At 32.4% G+C, this 26,045-nt stretch carries 19 protein-coding genes; 13 read left to right on the forward strand and 6 right to left on the reverse strand.

The window, feature by feature from the left end; genetic code table 11:
- The first annotated feature begins 190 nt into the window (after positions 1-190).
- The 5 genes from F596_RS0105405 to F596_RS0105425 all read left to right on the forward strand — a co-directional run bounded on the left by F596_RS0105405 (position 191) and on the right by F596_RS0105425 (position 8,945).
- Positions 191-2,920 (forward strand): carboxypeptidase-like regulatory domain-containing protein, encoded by a 2,730-nt coding sequence (locus F596_RS0105405; RefSeq protein WP_019036148.1) that lies wholly within the window; start codon positions 191-193, stop codon positions 2,918-2,920.
- Complete coding sequence (locus tag F596_RS0105410) at positions 2,917-3,300, forward strand: hypothetical protein (RefSeq protein ID WP_019036149.1); 384 nt, start codon at positions 2,917-2,919, stop codon at positions 3,298-3,300. The genes F596_RS0105405 and F596_RS0105410 overlap by 4 nt, the downstream gene beginning before the upstream one ends.
- Before the next feature lie 39 nt (positions 3,301-3,339).
- Positions 3,340-4,809 carry a DUF6850 family outer membrane beta-barrel protein gene (locus F596_RS0105415; protein WP_238292689.1) on the forward strand — a complete coding sequence of 490 codons (1,470 nt, stop codon included), beginning with the start codon at positions 3,340-3,342 and terminating at the stop codon, positions 4,807-4,809.
- A gap of 29 nt (positions 4,810-4,838) precedes the next feature.
- Positions 4,839-6,071: a DUF4876 domain-containing protein gene (locus F596_RS0105420; RefSeq protein WP_019036151.1), complete on the forward strand. Its 1,233-nt coding sequence runs from the start codon at positions 4,839-4,841 to the stop codon at positions 6,069-6,071.
- Positions 6,072-6,134: 63 nt separating this feature from the next.
- Positions 6,135-8,945 carry a M16 family metallopeptidase gene (locus tag F596_RS0105425; protein ID WP_019036152.1) on the forward strand — a complete coding sequence of 937 codons (2,811 nt, stop codon included), beginning with the start codon at positions 6,135-6,137 and terminating at the stop codon, positions 8,943-8,945.
- Between the two features lie 111 nt (positions 8,946-9,056).
- Here F596_RS0105425 and htpG read toward each other — a convergent pair whose 3' ends face one another.
- Both htpG and F596_RS0105435 read right to left on the reverse strand, forming a co-directional pair.
- Positions 9,057-11,111 carry a molecular chaperone HtpG gene (htpG, locus tag F596_RS0105430; protein WP_019036153.1) on the reverse strand — a complete coding sequence of 685 codons (2,055 nt, stop codon included), beginning with the start codon at positions 11,109-11,111 and terminating at the stop codon, positions 9,057-9,059.
- Positions 11,112-11,295: 184 nt separating this feature from the next.
- A complete protein-coding gene (locus F596_RS0105435) occupies positions 11,296-12,747 on the reverse strand; it encodes an aminoacyl-histidine dipeptidase (protein ID WP_019036154.1) in 1,452 nt (483 codons plus the stop codon).
- Between the two features lie 76 nt (positions 12,748-12,823).
- Between F596_RS0105435 and F596_RS12295 the strand changes: the two genes are divergently transcribed.
- From F596_RS12295 to F596_RS0105450, 3 genes are all read left to right on the forward strand, one after another.
- Complete coding sequence (locus F596_RS12295) at positions 12,824-13,018, forward strand: hypothetical protein (RefSeq protein WP_008450970.1); 195 nt, start codon at positions 12,824-12,826, stop codon at positions 13,016-13,018.
- A 43-nt stretch (positions 13,019-13,061) separates the two neighbouring features.
- Complete coding sequence (locus F596_RS0105445) at positions 13,062-13,664, forward strand: OmpH/Skp family outer membrane protein (RefSeq protein WP_019036156.1); 603 nt, start codon at positions 13,062-13,064, stop codon at positions 13,662-13,664.
- Between the two features lie 430 nt (positions 13,665-14,094).
- Positions 14,095-15,564: a PepSY-associated TM helix domain-containing protein gene (locus F596_RS0105450; RefSeq protein WP_019036157.1), complete on the forward strand. Its 1,470-nt coding sequence runs from the start codon at positions 14,095-14,097 to the stop codon at positions 15,562-15,564.
- Positions 15,565-15,681: 117 nt separating this feature from the next.
- Here the strand turns inward: F596_RS0105450 and F596_RS0105455 are convergent, their stop codons facing one another.
- Complete coding sequence (locus tag F596_RS0105455; protein ID WP_019036158.1) at positions 15,682-17,205, reverse strand: DUF4301 family protein; 1,524 nt, start codon at positions 17,203-17,205, stop codon at positions 15,682-15,684.
- Positions 17,206-17,448: 243 nt separating this feature from the next.
- On the opposite strand from F596_RS0105455, the gene F596_RS0105460 reads away from it, so the two are divergent.
- On the forward strand, positions 17,449-18,252 hold the full coding sequence (locus F596_RS0105460; RefSeq protein ID WP_019036159.1) for an MBL fold metallo-hydrolase: 804 nt from the start codon (positions 17,449-17,451) through the stop codon (positions 18,250-18,252).
- Positions 18,253-18,415: 163 nt separating this feature from the next.
- Here the strand turns inward: F596_RS0105460 and F596_RS0105465 are convergent, their stop codons facing one another.
- Complete coding sequence (locus F596_RS0105465) at positions 18,416-19,267, reverse strand: patatin-like phospholipase family protein (RefSeq protein WP_019036160.1); 852 nt, start codon at positions 19,265-19,267, stop codon at positions 18,416-18,418.
- Between the two features lie 219 nt (positions 19,268-19,486).
- Here F596_RS0105465 and F596_RS0105470 point away from each other — a divergent pair, with 219 nt between their 5' ends.
- Together F596_RS0105470 and F596_RS0105475 are read left to right on the forward strand one after the other, a co-directional pair.
- Positions 19,487-21,760 carry a GH92 family glycosyl hydrolase gene (locus F596_RS0105470; RefSeq protein WP_019036161.1) on the forward strand — a complete coding sequence of 758 codons (2,274 nt, stop codon included), beginning with the start codon at positions 19,487-19,489 and terminating at the stop codon, positions 21,758-21,760.
- An 89-nt stretch (positions 21,761-21,849) separates the two neighbouring features.
- Positions 21,850-22,584 (forward strand): nucleoside-specific channel-forming Tsx family protein, encoded by a 735-nt coding sequence (locus F596_RS0105475; RefSeq protein WP_019036162.1) that lies wholly within the window; start codon positions 21,850-21,852, stop codon positions 22,582-22,584.
- 259 nt (positions 22,585-22,843) lie between these two features.
- On the opposite strand, the gene F596_RS0105480 is transcribed toward F596_RS0105475, so the two are convergent.
- Together F596_RS0105480 and fldA are read right to left on the reverse strand one after the other, a co-directional pair.
- On the reverse strand, positions 22,844-23,203 hold the full coding sequence (locus F596_RS0105480; protein WP_008450934.1) for a DUF2023 family protein: 360 nt from the start codon (positions 23,201-23,203) through the stop codon (positions 22,844-22,846).
- A 27-nt stretch (positions 23,204-23,230) separates the two neighbouring features.
- The gene (gene fldA, locus F596_RS0105485; RefSeq protein ID WP_019036163.1) at positions 23,231-23,719 is read right to left on the reverse strand and encodes a flavodoxin FldA; all 489 of its coding nucleotides are present in this window, start codon (positions 23,717-23,719) and stop codon (positions 23,231-23,233) included.
- A 361-nt stretch (positions 23,720-24,080) separates the two neighbouring features.
- Between fldA and F596_RS0105495 the strand changes: the two genes are divergently transcribed.
- Both F596_RS0105495 and aroC read left to right on the forward strand, forming a co-directional pair.
- Positions 24,081-24,689, forward strand: a complete 609-nt coding sequence (locus F596_RS0105495; RefSeq protein ID WP_008451349.1) for an FKBP-type peptidyl-prolyl cis-trans isomerase — start codon at positions 24,081-24,083, stop codon at positions 24,687-24,689.
- A gap of 19 nt (positions 24,690-24,708) precedes the next feature.
- Entirely contained in the window at positions 24,709-25,791 is a 1,083-nt protein-coding gene (aroC, locus tag F596_RS0105500) for a chorismate synthase (protein WP_019036165.1), read from the forward strand.
- Positions 25,792-26,045 lie beyond the last annotated feature (254 nt).

A 26,045-nucleotide genomic window follows, 5' to 3' on the forward strand; every position in this document is an offset into this window, starting at 1 on the left:
TTTATTTCTCTTTTTATTTATATAAGCAATAACAATAGTTAGTATAAATAGAGTTAGATATTTTTCTTTGTGTAATGATACCTTTATACATTAGTGTAAAGGTTGTTTTTAAAGAGGTATTTACTTATTTTTAGGTATTTCCTAAAGGTTTTTGTATGCTTACCTTTACACCTTTAAAAAGGATTGGTAAATGAAACGAACAAGAATATTATTTTTTATATGTTGTATTTTTAACATACTAACTATTTATGCGCAGAATAGAATAAAAAGTCTTGTTCTTGAGGAGTCAACTAATCAGCCTGTTATAGGAGCTACGGTAATGTTAGAAGATAGCAAACGTGTACTGGCAGTAACCGATGAGAATGGACAGTTTTATGCTGAAAATATTCAGGGTAAAACTATTCGTATAAGTTATATAGGCTATAAGCCTTTGAAAGTAAAAGCAAAAAGGAATGCTACCTATTATTTAGTAGGCGATACAAGTGCATTAGCAGAGGTAGTAGTAACAGCACAAGAATCTCAAGGATTAGTAACGGCTTCTACAATAGGCAAACAAGCTATGGAGCATTTGCAGCCATCAAGTTTTACAGACTTGTTAGAATTGTTGCCAGGTGGTCGTTCTTTAGATCCTAATTTGAGTGTTCCTAATTGCATTCGTTTACGCGAAGCAATGCCTTATGGAAGTGTAAATTACAGTACATCTTCGTTAGGGACAAGTTTTGTGTTAGATGGTGCTCCTATATCAAATAATGCTGATAAGCAATATATATCAGGAGCATGGGAGCCACAAGTAACTAATAGGACATTTATAAATAAAGGAGTTGATATGCGAGCTATATCAACAGATGATATAGAAAAGGTGGAAGTGGTACGTGGAATACCTTCTGTAGAATATGGAGATCTTACATCAGGATTGATAAAAATAGAACGTAGGCATGGGGGACATGACACTAATGCTCGCCTGAAATCAGATATGAGTAGTAAATTGTTTTATTTAGCCAAAGGTTTTGAGCTAGGAAAGCTATGGACACTTAATCTTAGTGCAGACTATTTAAAAGCTAATAACGATCCTCGTAACACCCTTGAGGGCTACTCTCGTGTAACTTTTTCTCTTCGGAGTGATGTAAAGTGGAGAAAAGAAAGCTATAATATAAGGTGGGCAAACAATTTAGATTATAGCGGTTCGTTTGATGGAGAGAAGTTAGATCCTGATCTTAACAAAGGTAAACGTGATATATATAAATCAAGTTATAATCGTTTTGCTTTCAATTCTTCTTTGAACCTTATTTTACAAAAGAAGTTCTGGCTAAAAAGTGTGAACGCTGTTGTTTCAACAAGTTATCAACACAATTTTACTTCACGTTTGCGCTTAGTGCAACTATCACGTATGATGCCTGCTCTTTCTACTACAACAGAAGGAGAACATACTGTTTCTATTTTACCTTATACCTATTATGGGCAACATGACGTAGACGGGAAACCGCTTAATGTGTTTGGTAAAGTGAATGCTCATTTACAAATTCCACTTTATAGAATAAGCAATAATCTTTTATTAGGTTCTGATTTTTCCTTAGATAAAAATTATGGTAGAGGTCAGGAGTTTAATCCTTTAGCTCCACTTTATACTGGAACATCTGTAAGACCACATAAGCTATCGTTAATACCTGCAATGAGCATGATAGCTTTTTATGGTGAAGAGAAATTACAGATTCCAATTGCTCGTAATATATTCTTTTTAGAAGGAGGTGTTAGGATTAGTCAGATGCTTAATTTGTCAAGGGTATATGCTATGCATGGGCAATGGTATGCCGACCCTCGTATAAATATAGGGTGGTTATTCCCACAAATAAACATAGGAAAACGTACTGTTAATATACGCTTACATGGAGGGGTAGGGCAGCACACAAAGTTTCCTACTATGGATTACATATATCCAGATAAAAACTATTTAGATATTATTCAGTTAAGTTATTATCACCCTAAGGAGTATTTAAGGACAATTAATGTGCGTACATTTGTACTTGATGTGACGAATAAAAATATACATCCTGCTTGTAATCTTAAATGGGAAATGGGTACAGATATAAGTTTTGCAGGTAATAAGCTGTCTGTGATATTTTTTCATGAAGACATGAAAGATGGTTTTCGTCCTAATATTATATATAGACCTTATAGGTTTAAGCAGTTTAACACATCTATGATAGATGGTAAAAATATAACAGCACCTCCAGATGTAAATAATCTTCCTTACACAATGGAACAAGAACTGTTAGGATCGACAGAATATTCAAATGGTAGCAGAACGTTAAAGAAGGGTTTGGAATATACTTTTTCTACTCGGCGCATTCCTTCTCTATATACTCGATTAACTATAAATGGAGCGTGGTTTAAAACTATTTATACCAATTCGCAGTTAGTAGCTTATCGTCCATCTGAAGTTATAAACGGAAAACAAATACAGTATGTGGGCTTATATAGAGATAATGATGGTTTGAAAACAGAAATGGCAAATACCAATTTTACGTTCGATACCAATATTCCTAAGCTCAGATTGGGTTTTTCGTTGTCTGCTCAATGTCTTTGGTTTACATCTTCACAGCGTTTACCATTAAGTAATGAGCCAGAACGATATATAGACTCTGATGGAACCTTACACGAATGGAAAACAGAAGATAAAGATAATGTTTTTTTATATTATCTTATTCGTAATCATAATGAAAAAGAATATATTAAATATACAGTACCTTTTTCTATGAATTTAAATTTGAAGGTAACAAAGAAGTTATTGAATGATCGTTTAAACATAGCTATGTTCTGTAATAGAATGTTAGATTATACACCAGACTATAAGCAGGATAAAATAACTATTCGACGCAGTGTGCGACCTTATTTTGGATTAGAAGTGAACTTAAAGTTATGAAAAGATATTTTTTTATTATATGTTTTGCTTTTATTGCTTGCATATTAATATCGTGTGATAACAGAACAGAAGAATATATGGCTAACGTTACAATTATTGTAAATTGTGATGACGCTAAAGATATAGATAGAATTCAGGCTACAGCTACAATTACCAACTTGAATAGTAAGCAGGTATTTAGGTCAGTAAAGTTTATAAAAAACACTCTTACAGAAGTGGTTTTACGTGGTGCATACAAGATAACACTTGATGGGGTAATACGTTATATTGATAAAAATAATAAAGTTAGAGTACGAACGTTTCGTAGTACAACCAATTTTGTTAGTATAACAGGGAGTAATGACACTCATCTTTTAATGCAAACTATATTTACCGACTAAATGAGACATCTTCGTTTTTTACATATAATCTTTTATATAATGTATGCAACAAGCTATAGTGTTGCACAAGATTCTGCGCGTATAGAGCGGGCTACTTTAAAAGAAATAAGTTGGCAAAAGGATTGGGAAAATCCTGCAAGTTATGGAGATACATATAAATACAATCTTTCTGAACTTACGCTTACAGGCAATTTTAAAAGTAGTACATCTCCTTTTATTCTTGAAAATGGAAAAGGAAATAAAGATATTGAGGCAAAAGTAATATCATATCTTCATCTTAATAAGCATATAACCGTATGGGGTAATGCTTCGTATGTTGCCGGGCATAGGTTAAATGTAAGCTGGAATTCTACTGCCGACTATAATTTGCTTGCACCATATATACTTGCCGATTCTGTAGGAGGGGATACAGAACGTGAAAGATATAATTTCTTAGGAGGGTATGCCAGAAGATCAGGGAACTGGAGAATTGGAACAGAATTACAATTTCGTGCAGAACAAGAATGGAGAAGGCAAGATCCACGTATGAGGGGGATTGTTTCAGATTTAAGTATTAAGCTGGGAGCTTCTTATTTATTAAATAATTATAGTATAGGAGTAGTAACTTTAGTAAATATCTACAAACAAACTACTGGCGTAGACTTTTATAATGAATTGGGAGGGGTGCCAGAATATATCATGACAGGATTAGGAACATATTATAAACGCTTTTCAGGGACTAATACAAATATTAGTTACAAGGGGAAAGGTGTTGCTTTCTTATTTTCAGTAACACCAGTTTCAGGAAAAGGATTTTTTAGTAAAATAAGCTATTCAAAGCAAAGTTACAATGAAATATCTGATGAGTATAACTCATTACCATTGACAACACTTAACAATAACAAAGCAGTAATAATAATAGGATATAATTTTAAAAAAGCAAGAAATATGTTTTCTATATATGGATATTATAAAGATTTACAAAAGCATGGTATAGAGCATATAGCTGGCGATGCAAAATTGGGCGACTATCCCATAATAGCTAATCTTACAATGTATAAGCATTATATACGAACAGTTTATCTTGGGGCTAAATATATTGTGAGAACGCAAAGTGAGTGGACTTTTGGAGGTAAAGTGGGTTTTGTTGATAATAACTCCAAATATATATATCCGTATAGGGAAATAGGTGTTTCCCATTTCTTTAGCGAGCTTTCAATAAATTATATATATTCTTTTGCAAAGCAATGGTTGTTAGATTGTGGAGTTACGACTATTTATTTTAGAAAAAGTAACAACAAAATAGATATGCCATATACAGATATAGAAAAGTCTTTTGTTAAGTATATAAACTATAACTATGCTCAATTGAAGAGTAACACGGCAGAGTTAAAAGCCAATATGCGTATCGATTACAAGTTAAAAAAATCTCGCTATGGTGTGTTTGCTGATATTTATGGCGGTATAATATCTAATTCTGAACATGTGAAAGGTGTAACAACAAGTCTAACATTAGGTTTGCTGTTTTAAAATAATAAATTAATAATAATTCAAAGAAAATGAAAATGACAAAGAAAGTTTTATTTAGTATTACGTTGCTGCTTAATTTATGTTTCTTTTTAGTATCTTGTTCTACAGACCACGAACCTGAAACAGTATCTAAAACATCTGTAAAAATTAATCTTGAAACACCTATTAACATTCAGGTGAAAGAACTAACAAACACAGTTGTTTTGCTTACAAACAAGCAGACAAAAGAAGTTTATAGTATAAAAGATTTTAGTAAGACTGAAAAAGGTTATACAGCAGAGCTTAAAGAAATACCAGTAGGTTCTTATTCTGTTAAAGCTTCAGGAAAATTAACCTATGAGGCAAATGGAAAAGAGGCGTTTATGGAGGTAAACAGTGTAAACGAAAACGTAGAAATAGCAGGAAATAGTGCTAATGAGATAAGCCTTTTATTAAATGGGTACACAGGGAAAGAAGGTTTTGTTATATCTGAAATATTTTTCCGTGGCACACAAACTAAAGCAGGTAAACCTTATTTTGCCGATCAATATATTAAAATAGCTAACAATACAGATAAAGTAATGTATGCTGATAGCTTAGTTATAATGGAATCTATTTATACAAATGGAAACAAACATGAATATATTAAAGATTATAGAAATGAAGGTTTCGCAGCTCAAGCTATATATATGATACCGGGTAATGGTAAAGATGTTCCTGTAAAACCGGGTGAAACATTATTATTGGCTTTAAATGCTAAAAATCATAAAGCTGTAAATCCAAATTCTTTCGATTTAAGTAATGCAAACTTTGAGTTTTATGATGTTTCTACCAATACTTATAAAGATGAGCAGAATGATAATGTAAAGGATCTTGAGCGCTTGTTTACCTATTCAGCATCTATTTTAATGTTAAATATGAGCGGTGTTAAAGCGTATGCAATAGCTAAAATACAAGGCTCAAAGGACGACTTTTTAAAAAATTATAAGTATGCAGCTCAATATCATAATGAATTCAATGGTAAGCTGATGACGCAACAGGCTTATTTCGTTCCTTCTCTTTGGGTTATTGATGCTGTTAATGTAGATATGAAGGATAATCCTCATGATTGGAATATTATACCTGTTTCTATGGATAGCGGCTATACTTATTGTAATGATAATAAAAAAGATAAGAGCGGAATAGGTACTGCTGTAGTACGTAAAAAGAAGAATGGTAAGTATGTAGATACTAATAACTCAACTGAAGATTTTATTCCTAAAGCTACACCAACTGTAAAATAGAAAATGTAACTCCTCCTCTAAAAAATATAGTTAGAGGAGGGTAGTTTATAAATAAAACATATTATGATAAAGTTTTTTTTAACCTTATTTTTCTCTACATTATTGCCATTATCCGTGTCTTCGCAAAAAGTAGAGGCAGATAAGTCTTATAGAATAGGGAAATTAAGCAATGGGCTTACTTATTATTTAAAATATAATGCAAAGGAAAAAGGATTAGCCGAATTTTTCATAGCACAGCGTGTAGGATCCATTCTTGAGGAGCCTCGACAGCGAGGATTGGCACATTTTTTAGAGCATATGGCTTTTAATGGTACGAAAAATTTTCAGGGAAAGGGAAAATCACTTGGCATTGTGCCATGGTGTGAAACCATTGGCGTGAAATTTGGTGCGAATCTTAATGCTTATACAAGCGTAGACCAAACAGTTTACAATATTTCAGCTGTACCTATTATGCGTGAAGGAATTATAGACTCTACTTTGTTAATTCTGCATGATTGGAGCCATTTTTTATTGCTTGAAGATAATGAAATAGATAAAGAGCGTGGTGTTATTCATGAAGAATGGCGTACGCGCCGAGCAGGAATGGCTATTCAACGTATGATGGAACGTGTTATGCCTACTATATATAAAGGAACAAAATATGAAGATTGCCTCCCTATAGGCTCAATGGATATTATAGATAATTTTCCTTACAAAGACTTACGAGATTATTATCTAAAATGGTATAGACCAGATTTACAGGCTATTATTATTGTAGGAGATATTGATGTGGATAAGATGGAGCAAAAGATACATAGTGTCTTTTCTGATATTCAAAAGCCAGAAAATCCTGCAAAAAGGATATATTATCCAGTACCAGATAATAAAAAAATGATAGTTGCCATTGATAAAGATAGCGAACAGCCTATAATGCTTGTTACTCTTTATATGAAACAAGAAGCAACTCCTGACAGTGAAAAGGATCTTATATTAACGCAACGTAAAAAATATTTAAGTTCTTTGATTATAAAAATGCTTAATAACAGATTAAGTGATATAAGAAAACAATATAAGCCTCCTTTCCATAGTGCTTCTGTAAATGATGGGAGCTTTTTTATATCAAAAACAAAAGATGCGTTTTCAGTGTCTTTCGGGTGTTTACAAGAAAACGTAAAAGGATCATTCGATGCTGTTATAGGAGAAGTGGAGCGTGCACGGCAAAACGGATTTACAATGAGCGAGCTGCAACGTGCAAAAACTACTTTGCTTAAATCTGTAGAACATAGGTATGCAGAGCGGAAGGAACAGCGTAATCGTACTTTTGTAAAAAAGGCTTTGCAAAATTTTTTAGATAACGATCCTATCATGTCCATAGAGTATTATTATAAGCTTATACAAACTTTTAATGCACAGATAACTTTATCAGAGGTTAATAAGGAAGTAGCCGAACTTATATCAAATAAAAATCAGGTACTTACTATTTATGCCCCATTAAAAAAAGATTTTCCTATTGCAGATAAAGAAACATTTGAAAAATATGTACTTGATGCTCAATCGAGGAGATATAAGCCTTATAAAGAAAAGCCATTGCATGAAAAGCTTATAAGTTTTTTACCTAAGAAAGGAAAGATAATAAAAGAAATAGATTGGGATAAATTTGGAGTAAAGAAACTTATATTAAGTAATGGGGTGGAAGTTTATATAAAGAAAACTTCTTTCGCAAATGATGACATAAGTATGCGTTTTTATGGTGAAGGTGGTACATCTTTATATCCCGACTCAGATGCTATTAATTTTCCGATGCTTTCAAGTGCTATCGTTAATGCAGGAGTAGCTAACTTTGATAAGGTAAAATTGGATAGAATACTTAATGGGAAAAATGTTAGAGTATCTCCTAATGTTGGCGTTGAGACGCAGGCTATTAATGGAAGATCGTCGGTAAACGATTTTGAAACTATGATGCAACTAACTTATCTTTATTTTACATCCCCTCGTAAAGATTTAAAGCAATTTAGAAGCAGTATAGAGACTATGCGATCTTTTTTAAAGAATCGTGAGGCTAATCCACAAGTAGCTTATAATGATTCAGTTTCGGCTATTCTTTATGGAAATAATCCACGAGTACAACCTATGAAAAGGAAAGATCTTGACCGTATTTCATATAATAGAATATGGAAAATTTACACTGAACGTTTTAGTGATGCTTCTGCTTTTAAGATGGTTTTGGTGGGAAATGTAAGCATGGAAAAGTTGCGTCCGTTGCTTTGTAAATACATTGCTACGTTACCAAGCAAAAGGGAACACAGTGTGGCTAAAGATAGTTATCCTCAAGTGCGTAATGTAAATGAAACGCATATATTTATGAAGAAAATGAATACTCCTTCTGCTTTAGTAAATGTTTTTTACACTTTTAATGAGCCTTTTAATGTTAGAACAGATGTTGCTCTTGATGTGTTAAAGCGTGTACTTACAATAGCTTATACTGATTCTGTACGTGAAGAGAAAGGTGGAACTTATGGAGTGAGAGTGCAAAGTAGATTAGATAATACTTCGAAGCCACGTGGACTTCTTAAGATAAGTTTTCGTACAGATCCAAAAAAATACGAAATGTTGATACCCATAATATATAAACAAATAGAAAATATAGCTAAAAAAGGACCTTTAAAAGAAAGTTTGTCTAAAGTAAAAGCATATTTAATTAAAGCATATAACCAATCTATACAGACCAATGATTATTGGGATTATGTAATTTATAACCGTTTGCGTCATAATATAGATTTCTTTACTGATTATAAGAAGATAGTAAATAATATTACCTTGCAGGATATACAATTAATAGCAAAAGATATATTGAAGTCTGATCGTAGAATAGAAATTACAATGATATCTGAATAGAAAAGAAATAAAAGCAAACTTTTATACATAAAGATAGGTATAAAAATTAACTCCCTATTTCCTTTATAATTAAGAGAATAGGGAGTTAAAATATAAAAGTAAATGTAATGTTTATTTAATCATACTTACCGATCGTTTTATAAAGTTGTCTAGATCTTTGCCCTGAAGCATACCATTTTGTAATAGAGCAAGATCTATAAGCTGATGAATGGCAGAATTATCTTTTGCAGCATTAGCTATAATCTGTTTTTGCTTTTCGGTTAATTCTGTGATATTCTTTCTTGTATTTTGCAAATCTTCTTTTTCTTTTTCTGGAATATCTTCTGCTTTTTTATCTTTTTGAGCTTGTTGTAAAGCTGCTTCGCGAGCTTTTTGTCCCTTTATTTCACTATTGATAGGTTTTAGCTCATTATCTGTTTTAGCAGAGATATCAGATAAAATCTGTTTTATAAGAGTATGATCGATATTTAACACAATATTGTAAGAGTCTGGCATTTGTCCATAGAAAGCCATTCCTTGTTGGAATTGGCTCATTTCTTTCATACGCCTCATATACTCATTTTGAGTAATTAAAATAGGCATACAGCTATTACCCATAGCTTGTACTTCTACAGAAAAACTACGTTTTTCATTTACAGGTATCTGTGAGCTGAATGCATTTGACAACTTGTTATTATCCTCTTTTGAAAGGTTTTCTTTTTTATCATCTCCTTTAGGAATAATTCTATCTATTATATCAGAGTCTACGCGCACAAAACGACTCTTCTCCATTTTTTGCTCTAACATAGATAGAGTAGGAACATCTATTTGTCCATCTGCTAAGATAACACTATAGCCTTTTTGCTTAGCAGCTTCTATATAAGAAAATTGCTCTTCTTTATTATTAGTGTAAAGATATACTACTTGCCCATCTTTATCAGTTTGGTTATCTTTAATAAGAGTTTTGTATTCGTTAAGAGAAAAATACTTACCTTCTGTATCTTTTATAAGGGTAAAGTCTTTTGCACGTTCATAGAAATCTGATTGTGATAACATACCATAATTTATAAATAATTTAAGGTCGTCCCACTTTTGTTCGTACTCTTTACGGTTATCTTTAAAAATACTATTTAAACGATCGGCAACTTTTTTCGTAATATAAGTAGAAATTTTCTTTACATTAGCATCACTTTGTAGATAAGAACGGCTAACATTTAGAGGAATGTCTGGAGAATCTATTACGCCGTGTAGTAATGTGAGGAATTCTGGTACAATACCTTCCACTTGGTCTGTAACAAATACTTGATTACAATAAAGCTGGATCTTATTACGCTGCAATTCTATATTATTCTTTATCTTAGGGAAATAAAGAATGCCTGTTAGGTTGAAAGGGTAATCTACATTTAAATGGATCCAAAACAAGGGATCGTCATTCATAGGATGTAGAGTTCGATAGAACTTTTGATAATCTTCATCTTTCAAGGTAGAAGGTGCTTTTGTCCAAAGAGGTTCTACTTTGTTTATGATATTATCCTCATTAGTTTCAATTGTTTTACCATCTTTCCATTCTGTCTTTTTACCGAAAGCTATTGGTATTGCCATGAACTTGCAGTATTTATTAAGTAATTCTTCTATTTTAGCTTTTTGCAAGAATTCCTTACAATCATCATCTATATAAAGAATAACGTCACTACCGCGGTCAGTTTTTTCTATTTCTTCTATACTAAATTCAGGGCTGCCATCACAACTCCATTTTACTGCTTTAGAACCTTCTTTATAGCTTTTTGTAACTATTTCAACCTTTTTAGAAACCATAAATGTAGAGTAGAAACCTAATCCAAAGTGTCCAATTATAGCTTCTGCTTTATCTTTATATTGTTCTAAGAAATCATTTACACCAGAGAAAGCTATCTGATTAATATACTTATCTATTTCTTCAGCTGTCATGCCTATACCATGGTCGCTTATAGTTAAAGTGCCTGCTGTTTCATCAAGTTTTACATGTACAGTAAGATCGCCTTGTTCTCCTTTAAAGTCGCCAGTTGCTGCTAAAGTCTTTAATTTTTGTGTAGCATCAACAGCATTTGAAACTATTTCGCGAAGAAATATTTCATGATCTGAATATAAGAACTTTTTAATAACAGGGAAAATGTTCTCTGTGGTAACCCCGATATTTCCTTTCTGCATATTTTTATGTTTTATGTTATTTTTATATTATGTAATTCTAAATACAAATATTGTGCCAAAATATTAAAAGAAAAAGCTCATTTAGTATATAGCCTATAATAAGGTGTAATGCTAAATGAGCTTAGTTAGTTAGATTTTTTATTAAATATAATTATAATGCTATGAATAACAGATAGAAAAATAATTATTTAATGTTTTGTAACACAGCGAGCAAGTGATCCCAAACCATTTGAACCGTAGGAATAAGTAAACGCTCTTCTGGTGTATGAACATATCGTAATGTAGGACCGAAACTAACCATATCTAAATCAGGATATTTTTCAGAGAATAGTCCACATTCTAAACCAGCATGAATACCTTTTACTACAGGTTTTTTTCCAAATAGCTTCTCATATTGTTCAACAGCAACCTTTGTAAGTTTAGAATTAGGATTCATTTTCCAAGCAGGGTAACCATCGTTCTGAATTATATCAGCACCTGCCAGCTCAAAACAAGCTTTTATACTGTTAGCCATATTTGTAAGATTACTCATAACGCTAGAACGTTGTGAGGAAACAATGACAACTTGTCCTTCTTCAGATTGGATAGAAGCTATATTACTAGACGTTTCTACCAAATCTTTTAAATCTTCATCTTGGCATGTTGTTAAAGGACCATTATCAACAGCTTGTAAAGAAAGGATTATACCACGAGAAATGTCTTTTGGCATAACTTTTTGTTCAGTGGTACTTGTTAAAGACCATTTCATGGTAGTATCTGTTACGTGGAATTCATCTTCTACAGCTGCTGTGAAAATATTCCATTCTGCTTTCACTTCATCTTTTTTATCTGCAGGAATAGCAAAAATTATCTTACCATCTCGTGGAATAGCATTATGCATCTTGCCAGAGTTCCATTGTGCTAAGCGTAGATCCATCTTGTCTTGTAAAAGATATAAGAAACGAGAGAATATTTTTATAGCATTAGCACGCTTTTTATTAATATCATCTCCAGAATGTCCACCTGTTAAACCCTTTAAAGTAGCTTCAAAAAAGAAGTATCCAGAAGGAGCTTTTTCACGAGTAAATTTAAAAATTGCTTGTGTGTTAATTCCACCAGCACAACTTACAAACATTTCCCCTTCATCTTCAGAATCAAGATTAATTAAGTAATCGCCAGACATAAAACCTGCTTGTAACCCAAAGGCACCAGTTAGTCCTGTCTCTTCATCTACGGTAAATAAACACTCTATAGGGCCATGTTTAATATCGTCAGAATCGAGTAAAGCTAATTCCATGGCACAACCTATACCGTCGTCTGCCCCGAGAGTAGTGCCCTTTGCTTTTAGCCAATCTCCATCTATATAAGTTTGGATAGGATCTGTTTCAAAATTGAAATCAACATCAACAAGCTTATCACAAACCATATCCATATGGCTTTGAAGTATTACAGTAGGAGCTGTTTCCATACCAGCAGTAGCTGGCTTACATATTAGAACATTACCTGTTTCATCTTCTTTAAAAGGTAGATTATGTTCTTTCGCAAAATTCTTAAGATAAGTTCTTATTTTTTCCTCATGTTTAGATGGTCGAGGAATTTGATTAATCTTAGCAAACTGTTCGAATACGTTTGCTGGCTTTAATTCTTGATTTGTCATTTTTATTAGTCTTTATTTTGTAATGTTACTGATTTGTATTAACTTTGTCGCTAAATATATTGCAAAGATAGCCAAAATGTTAATAACATTATTATATACTCTGTTAATTATTGCTATATCAATGGTATTATTGAGTATTCGGGTGTTGATTAAAAAGAGAGATTCTTTTAAATCGCAACATATTCATGATAACGAATACCTTCAAAAAAAAGGAATACATTGTGTGTTAGATCAAGATAAAGAGGCACGTCATACTAATAGAGCATTTTAAAATTTATAGAATATTATTATTGAAAATCAAATAAGAAATAACAATGAAAAAAGGTTTTAGAAATATTGCTTTTTGCTCATTTACAGCATTAGCATTTACAGCTTGTAATAACCAACCAAAGTTGAATGATACTGCATCTGATAATACTTCTACAAAAACAACATCAGTAACATCATCTACACAAAAATTTGCTTATGTAGAAATAGATTCTATTATGAGTCAGTATAATTATTGGAAAGATGTAAAAAAGATGATTAAGGCCAAAGAAGCTAATATACAGAGAACATTAGCTAATAAGCAAAAAGCATTGCAAGCAGCAGCTGCCAATTTTCAACAAAATCTGCAGGCTAATAAGTATACTCAAGCGCAAGCACAACAGATACAAGCTTCTATTCAGAAGCAAGCTCAAGATGCTGAAGCCTTACAGCAACGTTTGGGGGCTGAGTATCAAAGCGAAGTTGCTAAATATAATAAAGCTTTATCTGATAGTGTACATAACTATTTAAGAGTATTCAATAAAAACAGAAAATATTCTATTGTTTTTGCAAAGAGTGGAGATAATCTTCTTTATGTTGATCCTGCTTATAATATAACTAATGATATAATAAAAGGATTAAATCAAGAATATAAAGGATTGAGTAAATAAGGTGGAAATAAGGCATTATGCTTTTATCTAAAAATATTTAAAGATTAAGTTTCGAGGATATAATAATAAAAATATTTAGGTTTATTGTAAAGGCTGTTATTAAATAGATAGAATAAATACTTTGTTAAAGGCTATAATTTTATTTTTGTTGTGGCTATAAAATCATTTAAAGGTTATTTGTGAGAGTGCTGCAATTGAATTATTCTTTCTTTTAAGATATAAGATTTAGTGTTTCTTTTTATTATATTAATAAAGAAGGGGTACTATAGCTGATGATGAAGTTTTTTTTATTATAGAAACTTATTATGCCTTTCCTATGAATATGTATTATGTTTATAATATTCTAAAGATTAAGTTTCCGATGTTATAATGTCTTTTGTGTTACTTAATAAATGTTTACTATTATCCTTATACTTATTAAATAAATAGTATGAAGAAATCAACTTGGCGAAAATGGCATAAATGGTTAGGTCTAATATTAGGCTTTTTCCTTATTATGTTTTGTCTTTCGGGTATATTTCTTAACCATTCTTCGTTAATAAAAAATTATAGTATAAGTAGAGCATATCTTCCCATAGAATATCAATATAAAAAATGGAACAATGGACTACTACGCGGTACTAAAAAGTGGGGCAAAAATATTATAGTTTACGGATATAGTGGATTGTGGCTTACTGATAGTTATGGTAAAAAGTATTATGATTTTAATAAAGGATTACCAGTAAATACTGATTATAGGAGTATTCGTGGAATAGTAGAAACTCCTTCACATCAGCTTTTTATGGTTAGTCAGTACGACCTTTATACGTTAACAAAAGATACAGTATGGCAAAAGATTAATCTTCCAGGAGGAGGAAAGGAGCGTCTTAGTGATATAACAGTAAAAGGTGATAGCCTTATAATTGTGGGAAGGTCATGCATTTATTTATCAATAAAGCCTTATAATATTTATAGTAAGATAATGCTTGCTAAACCTACTAATTATGATGGTAAGGCTTCATTATTTGTTACCGTTAGGTGTTTACATACGGGTGGCTTGTTTGGATTTGTAGGTAAGATCATTGTTGATTTTATAGGTATAGTCTTGATATTTTTAACTATTTCAGGAATAGTTTATTGGTTTATAATAAGGCGACATAGTCATAATAGTAGAAATTCAGGGAAAAAGTGGTTGCGATGGCATAATTATATTGGACGTATATCTATAGTATTTACCCTTTTTGTAAGTATAACAGGTTGGTTTCTTCATCCGCCTGCAGTTATAGCGATAGCTTCAGGACGGGTTCCTATAATACCATATTCATCAATGGATACTAATAATCCTTGGAAAGGTAAGTTGCGTATATTACGATATGATAGATTATCAGGTGATTGGCTTTTGCATACCACAGAAGGCTTTTATACGATGACAAGTTTTAATGTAGCTCCAAAACCTCTTTCGTTTCAGCCACCTATTAGTGTTATGGGTATTAATGTTATGGAGCAAAAAAAAGATGGTACATGGTTAATAGGTTCTTTTAGTGGTATGTATGAATGGAATCGTAAGAAGCATACTCTTATTGATTATTTTACTCATCAGCCAGCAAAACCTGTAAAAGGAAAACCTTTTGGAACTCATGCAGTATCAGGTTATAGCAGTGATTTTGCATGTGGCGATGTAGTAGTCGATTATAAAAAAGGTTGTAACAACCTTGTGCAACCACAGTGGATGTCAGTCTTGCCAATGTCTTTGCGTAGCATTTGTTTAGAAGTGCATACTGGACGTATTTATACCTTTTTAGGTTTAGGCACTATTTTATATATATTTATTGTGGGGCTTGGTTGTATTTGGTGTCTATGGAGTGGTTGGAAAATACGAGAAAATATGAGTAAAAGATGTAAGAAAAAACCTATAAAATAATAATATATATTTATTATCGTTAATGTTTAAGCTACTGTCTATAAAATAAATTTATGGACAGTAGCTGTGTTGTTTTTTAAGAGATGTATATTTTATAGATGATTATATAATAATTTGTTATATATTTTGATGCTCTTTTCGTAATAAATCGTTAACAGTTTTAACAGGATTAAAAGTGGAAGCAGGTACTTCTACAAAAATAGTATTCCAGTGGCTCATAGCCCCATTCCAAAGACCGGGTAGTTCTAAAGCTTTTAGAGGGCGTCCATTTTTCGACTTATTACTTATAAATCCTGTTGTTTCATCGATGTATTTTTTTAAGTTGAATCTATTATTGTGAAAATCTTTTATTCCACATACTAAATCAACAGGGTTGAAATGAGTGCCATTTTTAAAGAGATCCATATCTTTTTTATTGTTTTTATTAATCTGTGAGCTTTCTAAAATCTGTAAACTAATATCATTAGTATCTGAAATGGTAATAAAAGGACCTCCTCCAGGTTCTCCGTTATTACGTACCATTCCACAAACTCGTATGGGTCGATTTAGCTTATCTTTAATATATGTTACTAAAGTATCATTGTCAATATTAGAGATGTTTATATTTTTACAATATAATTTATTCTGTAGGAAAAGAAGCATTTCTTTAATATCTGTAGAAGAATAATCCCCAGTTTCTATAGAATGTAAATATTTAAATATTTGTTTTTGTAATTTTACTAATAATCCAGCTATTGTTTTTTTCCAAATAACAGTGTCTTTTTTTATGTTATCAGGGGAAATGTTATCTATAGTTTTTATAAATAAGATGTCAGCATCAATGTCATTAAGATTTTCTATTAAAGCTCCGTGTCCACCTGGACGAAACAAGAGTGAGCCATCATCATTACGAAAAGGTGTATTATCAGTGTTTACTGCTATAGTGTCTGTGCTTGATTTTTGTTCAGAGAAACTAATATGAAAGGATATTCCAAACTTCTTTTCTAATGAAGCGGCTTTCTCTGCTACTGTTTTTTTAAATAGTGGAAGATGTTCATGTGATACAGTAAAGTGAAGTTCTGCTTTATTATTTGTAGAAGCATAGAGTGCGGCTTCTATTAAATGTTCTTCCATTGCAGTACGAGCACAGTCTTCATAATTATGAAATAATAATAGTGCTTTAGGCAACTGACCATAATTCATGCCTTTAGGTAGAAGTAAATTTCTCACTATAGTTTTGTAATTGCCTTGTTGTAATAAATTTTCTATAGTCAAAGAGTTGTTAGTCAGGCATGTTTTATTTAACTCATTATAAAATGCAAAGTTTTTTAGATGTTTGAAAAAATTCTTTTCGAAGCTGGATGTTGGTGTATCATAAGTAGCATTAATGAAAGAAAATAAGTCTTTAAACATTCTACTGGCCGCACCAGAAGCAGGGACGAATTTTACAATTTTAGCACCCTTTTTAAGATATTCTTCCCATAACGAGATAAGATGTTTTTGTTGTGTTTCATTTATTACGTTGATACCATGCCCAATGGTAGCTGCCCCTTTTAATTTTATATAAGGGAATCCTGATTTAAAACGATTTAGTTGCTTTTCTAAGGTAGCTTCGCTAATGCCTTTTTGGGCTAATAGCTTTTTGTCTTCTATTGTTAACATATTGAATTGTTTTGGTTTTTAATTAATAGCAAATATACTCATTTTATATTATATATAGTACATCTTGGTCATAAAAATAATTATGAAAGTAGAATATGTCCATGTCCCGTATTGTTTAGTATATTTGGTATTGTGTAAATATTTTATTAAATTTGCATATTATAAGTTTGGCAGATTTTATCTTTATAATGTTTTAAATAGAGAAAGGATAATGTTATATCTGCTGTAAAGAAAGAAATATCAATGCTAAATTTTATATCTTTTGGGAGTGGTAGTAGTGGTAATTGTTATATACTTTATTCAGAGACAGATTGTTTAATGATAGATTGTGGGGTAGGAATGCGTCTTTTGAAAAAGTATTTCCAAAATTATAATCTTCCAATAAAAATGATAAAGCATATTATTCTTACCCATGATCATGCAGATCATGTAAAAGCAGTAGGCTCTATTAGTAAAGATTTAAATATACCTGTTTATGCTACTGGGTTAGTTCACCAAGGAATTCGTAAAAATTTGGCTGTACATAGAAAGATAGATTCTAAACTTGTTGTAGAGATAGAAAAACAGAAAAGAATAGACATAGGTGAGTTTTCTGTAACACCATTTAGTGTTCCTCATGATAGTACAGATTGTGTAGGATATTGTATTGAGCATGAAGGTGTAAGCTTTGTGTTAGTAACAGATTGTGGGCAAGTAACAGAAGAGATTTTGAAATATATAAGCAAGGCTAATTATTTAGTGTTAGAGTCTAATCATGAGCCTGAAAAGCTTATAGCCGGGTCTTATCCTGCTCACTTAAAAAAACGTATTTTAGGAGCTACTGGTCATTTAAGTAATGAAGATTGTGGTAAGGCTCTTGTTGAGGGAGCAACTTCAAAGCTTAAGCATGTATGGCTTTGTCATTTAAGTGATGAGAATAATCACCCAGAGTTAGCTCGTAAGACAATCGAGGCTATCTTGCGCACTAATGGTATAATACCAAATGTAGATTTTGTTTTAGATATATTAAAACGTAAAACGCCAAGCGAAATTCAACCTCTCGTTTGATACATTGGACTTTTATTTAAATTAGTAAAAGTATTAATTTTGGAATCACTATTATAAAGGCTATTTATAATATCTTTTTGTTTTGTTAAAAATGTCAAAGCAGAATAAATGATAAATAGTATATAGAGAGATTGTATTATGAGTATTTAGTTTTTTAATAAAGTTATTTTAAATCATAAAATATTTTCAACTTATCTAAATTTTCTTTGGCAATTTGTCTTCCTATGTCATATGTTAGTTGCATTATCTTGGGGTTATGGCAAAGATGATTTATAGGTAGTTTAGTCTTAGGGCGAATAACAAATGTGTTTCCTTTTTTTTCTTCTTCTTCTAAAAAATCTAATTGTTTGTTATACATGATGTGGCGTTCTTGCATAGCACGAATTGTGCGAGGATAGCGACGTAACCATATTTTAAGTATAGGCATGAGCTTATTAGGAAGCTTTCTATAACCTTGTGGCTGTGTTGTAACCACAATGTTACGGTCATATCCCTGTGCTTGAAAGAATGCTAAAGGTATGGAGTCGGCTATTCCTCCATCAAGAAATTTTCTCCCATTGATATTTACAACTTTAGCAAATAACGGCATAGAGGCAGATGCACGTATATACTCTAAGGCAGTGTCATTTATAGTATCTATGCGTTGATAATGAGCTTTTCCTGTACCTACATTAGTACATACAACCCAAAATTCTTGTGTATTTTTATTAAAAGTTTCTATGTCAAATTTATCTAAAATGAAAGGAACATAATGATAGGCATAATCTCCCCCGAAGTAGTCGCCGGTAAATAGTAGGGAGCGATAAGAAGCATAACGCCAATTGTGTGCTAATTTCTTATTATAGCGAATAACACGACCAGGCTGCATAGAAGTAACATTACAACCAAAAGCGGCTCCTGCTGATACTCCTATGACACCATCAGGTTTTATATCATTCTCTAAAAGAACGTCTATAACACCTGCAGAAAATAATCCACGTAGTGCACCACCTTCTAAAACTAATCCTCTTTTCATATTTAGTTTGTTCTTTTATCTTAAAAAACTTGATATATTTTTCTTAATATCAATAGTCTTTATGTTATGCAAAAATACATATAATTGTCTTATTATGGCTAAATTAAATAAAAAATATTGTGTTTTTACTATAAAAAAATAGTACCTTTGCAGCGTAAAAAAATAAAGTATGAGTAGGTGTAAATACTTGTTTTTGTTATACTTATATACAGCCTAAAGATGAAAAAAATAGTTTTTGTAACAACCTTTATATTAACGATTATTATAAATGTTTATGGGCAAACTCCTGTAGATTATGTGAACACTTTAATGGGGAGTGCTTCTAAGGCTTCGCTTTCTACAGGTAATACTTATCCGGCTATAGCACGTCCATGGGGAATGAATTTTTGGACACCGCAAACAGGTAGAATGGGAAATGGCTGGATTTATACTTATGATGCTGATAAAATAAGAGGTTTTAAGCAAACTCACCAACCAAGCCCATGGATAAATGATTATGGTCAGTTTGCTGTAATGCCTGTTGTCGATATAAAATATTTTGACGAGGAGCATAGGGCAAGTTGGTTTTCTCATAAAGCAGAGGTAGCTACACCTTATTATTATAAGGTGTATCTTGCCGATTATGATATAACGACAGAAATAGCACCTACATCGCGTGCTGCAGCTTTTCGTATAAGTTATCCTAAGAGTAATAAAGCTTATTTCGTAGTAGATGCTTTTGATAAAGGCTCGTATGTTAAAATATTACCTAAGCAGCGTATGATAGTAGGGTATTCTACTAAGAATAGCGGAGGAGTGTCAGCTAACTTTAAAAATTATTTTGTTTTACAGTTTGATCATTCATTTGAATATACATCAGTGCAACATGATAGTATGTTAGTGGAAGGAAAACTTGAGTTAGCAGCAGATCATGCTATGGCTATTGTAGGTTTTAAGTTAGGTAGTAGAGATAAAGTAAATGTTAAGGTAGCATCATCGTTTATAAGCTATTCTCAAGCTATACAAAATCTTAATGAAATAAAATCGAAGAGTTTTGATGAAGTGAAAAAAGAAGGTAAGGCAGAATGGAACGATGTGTTAGGGCGTATATCTATAAAGGATAAGAATACAGATCATTTGCGCACATTTTACACTTGCTTGTATCGATCAACGTTATTTCCTCGTTCATTATATGAGATAGATAAGAATGGCAACCCCGTTCATTATAGTCCTTATAATGGGAAGGTGTTAACAGGGTATATGTTTACAGATACGGGTTTTTGGGATACTTTTCGTTCACTTTTCCCTTTGCTTAATCTTGTTTATCCATCTATGAGTGTTAAAATGCAGAAAGGCTTAGTTAATGCTTATAAAGAGAGTGGATTTTTGCCAGAGTGGGCTAGTCCGGGACATCGTGATTGTATGGTAGGTAATAATTCTGCTTCTATAGTGGCTGACGCCTATCTAAAAGGTCTGCGCGGTTATGATATAGAAACTCTTTGGAAGGCTGTTGTGCATGGAGCTAATGCTGAGCATCCTACTATAACATCATCGGGAAGGAAGGGCTTTACATATTATAATAAATTTGGTTATGTACCTTATGATGTAGGAATTAAAGAAAGCGTTGCTCGTACTTTGGAGTATTCTTATGATGATTGGTGTATTTACCAGTTGGGGTTAACTCTTGGTAAGTCTGGAAAGGAGTTGGCTGCTTTTAAGAAGCATTCAATGAATTATCAGAATGTATTTGACAGAGGAACTAACTTAATGCGTGGAAGAAATGAAGATGGAACCTTTCAGAAACCTTTTAACCCTTTTAAGTGGGGTGATGCTTTTACAGAAGGTAATAGCTGGCATTATACATGGAGTGTTTTTCATGATCCTGCTGGTTTAGCTAAATTAATGGGGGGAGAGAGGAATATGGCTCAAATGTTAGACAGTGTGTTCATATTGCCTCCTATTTTTGATGATAGCTATTATGGTTTTACAATACATGAGATTCGTGAAATGCAAATTATGAATATGGGTAATTATGCTCATGGTAATCAGCCTATTCAGCATATGATATATTTATACGACTATGTAGGTCAGCCTTGGAAAACGCAATATTGGGTAAAAGAAGTGATGGATCGTCTTTATTTACCTACTCCTGATGGTTATTGTGGAGACGAAGATAATGGTCAGACTTCGGCATGGTATGTGTTTTCTGCGCTTGGCTTTTATCCTGTTTGCCCGGGTAGTAATGAGTATGCTTTAGGTATACCTTATTTTGATAAGATAAGAATAAAGTTAGAAAATGGTAAAATAATATCTATTAAAGCTAATAACCTTAATAGTAGTAATAGATATATTAAAAGATTATCTGTAAATGGTATGCCTTATACTAAGAATTACCTTAATCATAAATGCTTGGTTAAAGGAGCTACGCTTATTTTTGATATGACTCAACAGCCTAATAAGAAGCGTGGTATCTTAGCATCAGATGCGCCTTATAGTTTCTCAAGAATGAAATAAGAGATAGTCATAGTTCTTTATATTAGTATAAAGATTATTATAATATTATTTTTTTTTATTTTAATAACAAATGTAATTATAACACTTAGATGAAAAAGTTATTTTCTCTTGTAATTGCCTTAATGGCAATGACAGCAAGTTCGCAAGCTCAAAATGTTCAGTTACACTATGATCTTGGTCATAGTTTATGTGGTGATTTATCTTCTAGACAGAGCGTAACAACTACTGTAGAAATGTTTAAGCCCGATAATTTAGGGTCTACATTTTTATTTACCGATATTTATTATAAGGAAGATGGCGTAACAGGATCTTATTGGGAGATAGCTCGTGAGTTTGATATTACAAAGAATAAGCAGTGGGCTGCTCATATAGAGTATAATGGTGGAGTAGGTACCTTAGAAAAAGGAGAGGCTTATTCTGGTATTCGTTTTCAACATTCTGTTTTATTAGGTGGTGCTTGGAATTGGCATTCAAAAGATTTTTCAAAAGTTTTTAGTGCGCAGCTTATGTATAAATATAATTTTACTAACCACCATACTGGAGAACGTCCTTTCAGTGGATTTCAGTTAACTGAGGTTTGGAGTACCACCTTTGCACATGGATTATGTACTTTTGATGGCTTTTGTGATCTTTGGTATGATCCTAAAGTAAATGGTAAGTTAGTATTAGTTAGTCAGCCACAGTTTTGGTTTAATTTTAATAAAATAAAAGGTTGGAGTAATATTAATTTGTCTGTAGGTACTGAATGGGAGATAAGTAATAACTTTATTAAGAATAAGAAGTTTTATGCTATTCCTACTATTGCTACAAAATGGACTTTTTAAGGTATAAAATATAATTATCATAGGTTAAAGCCTGTATTATGTATTGCTGAGGCTTATTAGTATTATATATACGTGGCTTTAACTTTATATATTTTCCATTTTGATAAAATATTTCTTTATATCTATAGGCTAAAAGTAAAAAAAGGCTGACTTCACAGCCAGCCTATTTCCAATACAAAAACATTATGAAATAATTTATTATTTCGCGAACAAGATTTTCTTTACTAAATCATTAAAAATGAAGGCTAAATATATTATTTTATGTGGTATGTTGGCAAGCGTGACATTTGCGTTTACAGAATCGTTCGCATTGTACGCGTATATCATAGCCTAACACAGCACCTAAAATAAAGTCTTCCTCTGGAGTAAGTTTGTTAAGAGGTTTCGTTACTATAAGCCGAATAGCATCTAAACATTCTTGTTTACCAAAGAATAAGTTTATATTATTATTGCCAACGCTTTGTATGATATATGGTATATTATGCTTTTCTAAGCGTGTAACAGCAAACATCTCATACTTTTTATTAAAAGTATAAAGTACCATTTGTCTAACTCCTTTCTGATACTCATAGATATGGTTCATCAGCACTTTTATGTCTGCTGCTACAACGTTTTTCATAAGCAGTCTTGTTTGTCTATACTATATTTATAGATATGGTTTAATACTTTCTATCCATGCATCGATACGACTTTCAGTCTTATCATCTTCATTGACATCATCAAGTGCTAAGCCTACAAAGTTCCCATTAATTACAGCCTCGCTGTCATCGTATGTATAGTCACTTGCTGGAACACCAGGAAGGATATTAGCACCTTCTACTGCATCATATAGTTCTTTCATTCCGCCACAGAACGTATCACAATATGATTCTGAATCACCACAACCAAATAAAGCTACTGTTTTTCCAGATAAGTCAGAATTTTTTAGTATCTTTACACCATCATACCAGTCGTCTTGAAGTTCGCCTGCACCCCAAGTAGATGTACCTAAGATAAGATTATCATTAGCAGCAATAGTATCTTCGGTCATTTTAGCAACTTCGATAACCTCTGCACCTAACTTCTCACCAATGGTGTTTGCTATTGCTTCACAAACACCTGTAGATGATCCATATACTACAATTGTCTTTTTCATTGTTTTATATTCTTTATTTTAATATTTTACATTTGCAAAAGTATATACTTTTTAGATAAGCCGCAATACCTAAAAATTATGGTTTTTAAGTAAGCTATTAGCTGTGTTGCTCAATAATTTTAGGTATCATACTTAGTAAAGAAATGGTTTATATTAATGTTTTTATGTATATATAATGTTGAAACAAAAGTATTTATAGGGTTATTTGTGTTATTGTTTATAGTAAAAGCATTAAAGTCTACATCATCTTGTAAAGTTTCATATTTATATATTACCTTTGCACTAAGAGAAAAGTAAAGGAGGTCAATTCCTTTTATTAAAATCGTATTACACATTATTATAATATATAATATAGAGAATTATGGAAAATAACGTTCACCGTCTTATAGCAGCTTCTTATGAATTGTATGCAGTAGAAAATGGTAAGGAAACTTTTATAGAGAAAACTGAAGAAAACAAGCCGATGACTTTTTATACTGGTTGTGAGATGGTTATAAAGGCTTTTGAAAAAGAGATAGTAAAGTATGGTGATGATACCGATTTTGAGTTGTTTTTAAGTAAGGAGCAGGCTTATGGGGAATATGATATTAAAAGTTTAATGGCTTTTGATAAATCAATGTTTGAATACGAGGGTCAGATAGATGAGCAAAAAGTGTTTGTAGGTGCTGTTATTCCTTTAGAAAACGAAAATGGTCAACGCTTTTTAGGTAAGATAACAAGTATTACCGAAGATAAGGTTACTGTAGATTTAAATCATCCTTTAGCAGGAAAAGATTTAAAGTTTAAAGGTCATATATTGGTTAATCGTGAAGCAACGCAGGAGGAAGTAAACAATTTCTTTGCACAGATGAGTAACCATTCGTGTGGTAAAGGCTGTGGAGGCTGTTGCGGCAAAGAAGAAGGCGGTAGTTGTGGTTGCGGAAGTAATGATGGTAACTGTGGCTGTGGCTGTGGTTGTAATTGTAACTAATAGGTAAAAAGGTGTAAGTATGAGGAATACATTTGGTAATCTTTATACCTTAACAACTTTTGGTGAAAGTCATGGGGCAGCTGTAGGTGGTATTGTTGATGGTATGCCATCAGGAATATTTATAGATGTTGATTATATTCAGAGAGAGGTAGACCGACGTTGTCCAGGGCAAAGCATAATAACAACAGAGCGTAAAGAGGCCGACCAAGTAGAGTTTCTTAGTGGTATTTTTGAAGGTAAATCGACAGGTGCCCCTATATGTTTTGTTGTTCGTAATACTAATCAGCAGTCGAAAGACTATGATAATATCCGCCAGTTATTTCGCCCATCACATGCCGATTATACTTATTATAAGAAATATGGCAATTATGATTATCGTGGTGGCGGTCGTGCTTCAGCTCGTATAACAGTGGCACGTGTTGTAGCAGGAGCATTAGCAAAGATAGTTTTAAAAACCTATAAGATAGATATTACGGCATATACTTCACAAGTAGGTAATATTGCTATTGGTAAAGATTATAGTCAATTCGATTTTGCTGAGATAGAGAATAATCCTGTGCGATGTCCAGACCCGGTGAAAGCTAAGGATATGGAGCGTCTTATAAGGAATGTAAAAAAGGTAGGCGATACTATAGGCGGTGTAATATCTTGTGTTATAAAAGGCTGTCCAGTTGGCTTAGGAGAACCTGAGTTTGGTAAGTTGCAGGCATTATTAGGTAGTGCTATGTTAACTATTAATGCTGTTAAAGGTTTTGAATATGGAGAAGGCTTTGAAGGAAGTTCATGGCGAGGTAGTCAGCAAAACGATGTGTTTACAATGTCTAATAATAAGGTGAGCACTATTACTAATCATAGCGGTGGTATACAGGGAGGAATAAGTAATGGTCAAGATATCTTTTTTAGAGTAGCCTTCAAGCCTGTTTCTACTATCCTTATGGAGCAGCAAACTGTTACTAAACAGGGTGAGGTTGTTAAGGTAAAGGTAAATGGTAGGCACGATCCTTGCGTAATTCCACGAGCAGTACCTATTGTCGAAGCTATGGCTGCAATGGTTATATTAGATGCTATTCTTTACCAACAAGCAAACGTGCATAATATTTAATGATATTTAGGCGTATAGCTCATTTTGCAGGATGATTTTGAGAAGTATGTATCCTATAGCTCAAATTGCAGGATGATTTTTTCCGATGTTTCTTCGTTGAAGCAGCTTACATATTGTACCTTTGGTTTGCAGTTTGAAGCGTAGTGAAGCTCTGCTGGGGAGCAACTTCATAAGGAATAGAACTGCGCAGATTGACAAGTATGGGCAGGAGTTGCTATCAACGCGGCTCCTGCTTTTTCATACTTAGAGATTCT

The organism is Prevotella amnii DSM 23384 = JCM 14753 (genome assembly GCF_000378745.1).
Taxonomy (GTDB): Bacteria; Bacteroidota; Bacteroidia; order Bacteroidales; family Bacteroidaceae; genus Prevotella; species Prevotella amnii.

Excerpts from the sequence above, each read along its gene's own strand:
- F596_RS0105405 (WP_019036148.1), top strand. The coding sequence starts at position 191 with ATGAAACGAACAAGAATATTATTTTTTATATGTTGTATTTTTAACATA.
- F596_RS0105410 (WP_019036149.1), top strand. The coding sequence starts at position 2,917 with ATGAAAAGATATTTTTTTATTATATGTTTTGCTTTTATTGCTTGCATA.
- F596_RS0105415 (WP_238292689.1), top strand. The coding sequence starts at position 3,340 with ATGTATGCAACAAGCTATAGTGTTGCACAAGATTCTGCGCGTATAGAG.
- F596_RS0105420 (WP_019036151.1), top strand. The coding sequence starts at position 4,839 with ATGAAAATGACAAAGAAAGTTTTATTTAGTATTACGTTGCTGCTTAAT.
- F596_RS0105425 (WP_019036152.1), top strand. The coding sequence starts at position 6,135 with ATGATAAAGTTTTTTTTAACCTTATTTTTCTCTACATTATTGCCATTA.
- htpG (WP_019036153.1), bottom strand. The coding sequence starts at position 11,111 with ATGCAGAAAGGAAATATCGGGGTTACCACAGAGAACATTTTCCCTGTT.
- F596_RS0105435 (WP_019036154.1), bottom strand. The coding sequence starts at position 12,747 with ATGACAAATCAAGAATTAAAGCCAGCAAACGTATTCGAACAGTTTGCT.
- F596_RS12295 (WP_008450970.1), top strand. The coding sequence starts at position 12,824 with ATGTTAATAACATTATTATATACTCTGTTAATTATTGCTATATCAATG.
- F596_RS0105445 (WP_019036156.1), top strand. The coding sequence starts at position 13,062 with ATGAAAAAAGGTTTTAGAAATATTGCTTTTTGCTCATTTACAGCATTA.
- F596_RS0105450 (WP_019036157.1), top strand. The coding sequence starts at position 14,095 with ATGAAGAAATCAACTTGGCGAAAATGGCATAAATGGTTAGGTCTAATA.
- F596_RS0105455 (WP_019036158.1), bottom strand. The coding sequence starts at position 17,205 with ATGTTAACAATAGAAGACAAAAAGCTATTAGCCCAAAAAGGCATTAGC.
- F596_RS0105460 (WP_019036159.1), top strand. The coding sequence starts at position 17,449 with ATGCTAAATTTTATATCTTTTGGGAGTGGTAGTAGTGGTAATTGTTAT.
- F596_RS0105465 (WP_019036160.1), bottom strand. The coding sequence starts at position 19,267 with ATGAAAAGAGGATTAGTTTTAGAAGGTGGTGCACTACGTGGATTATTT.
- F596_RS0105470 (WP_019036161.1), top strand. The coding sequence starts at position 19,487 with ATGAAAAAAATAGTTTTTGTAACAACCTTTATATTAACGATTATTATA.
- F596_RS0105475 (WP_019036162.1), top strand. The coding sequence starts at position 21,850 with ATGAAAAAGTTATTTTCTCTTGTAATTGCCTTAATGGCAATGACAGCA.
- F596_RS0105480 (WP_008450934.1), bottom strand. The coding sequence starts at position 23,203 with ATGAAAAACGTTGTAGCAGCAGACATAAAAGTGCTGATGAACCATATC.
- fldA (WP_019036163.1), bottom strand. The coding sequence starts at position 23,719 with ATGAAAAAGACAATTGTAGTATATGGATCATCTACAGGTGTTTGTGAA.
- F596_RS0105495 (WP_008451349.1), top strand. The coding sequence starts at position 24,081 with ATGGAAAATAACGTTCACCGTCTTATAGCAGCTTCTTATGAATTGTAT.
- aroC (WP_019036165.1), top strand. The coding sequence starts at position 24,709 with ATGAGGAATACATTTGGTAATCTTTATACCTTAACAACTTTTGGTGAA.